At 64.0% G+C, this 383-nt stretch carries 1 protein-coding gene; it reads left to right on the top strand.

Going from position 1 to position 383, the window contains the following annotated elements:
* A partial coding sequence (locus Q1A87_RS23860) for an EAL domain-containing protein (RefSeq protein ID WP_299657393.1) occupies positions 1-383 on the top strand: 383 nt, incomplete at both ends.

Consider the following 383-nt stretch of genomic DNA (forward strand, 5'->3'; position numbering starts at 1 on the left):
GATCTGTCACGCAAGGCCGATATCGCGCTCTACGAGGCAAAAGGTGCCGGCAAGGGACAGTATTGCGTCTTCTATCCTGAGCTGGACGACGCCGTGCACGAGAAACAGGCGATCGAGCGCGACCTGCGCGTCGCGCTGACGGACGACCGGGGTCTGTATCTCGTCTACCAGCCGATCTACGCGCTCGACAAGCAGACCATACTCGGCGCCGAGGCGCTCGTGCGATGGGACCATCCTGTCCGTGGAGTCCTGTCACCGGCCCTGTTCGTTCCGGTGGCCGAGGAGCGGGGACTGATCCAGCAATTAGGGTCATGGGTCCTGCGCGAGGCCTGCGAGACCGTCAAGACGCTGGATCTGCCGTGGGTGGCGGTGAACGTGTCCGC

The organism is uncultured Jannaschia sp. (assembly GCF_947494055.1).
GTDB lineage: Bacteria > Pseudomonadota > Alphaproteobacteria > Rhodobacterales > Rhodobacteraceae > Jannaschia.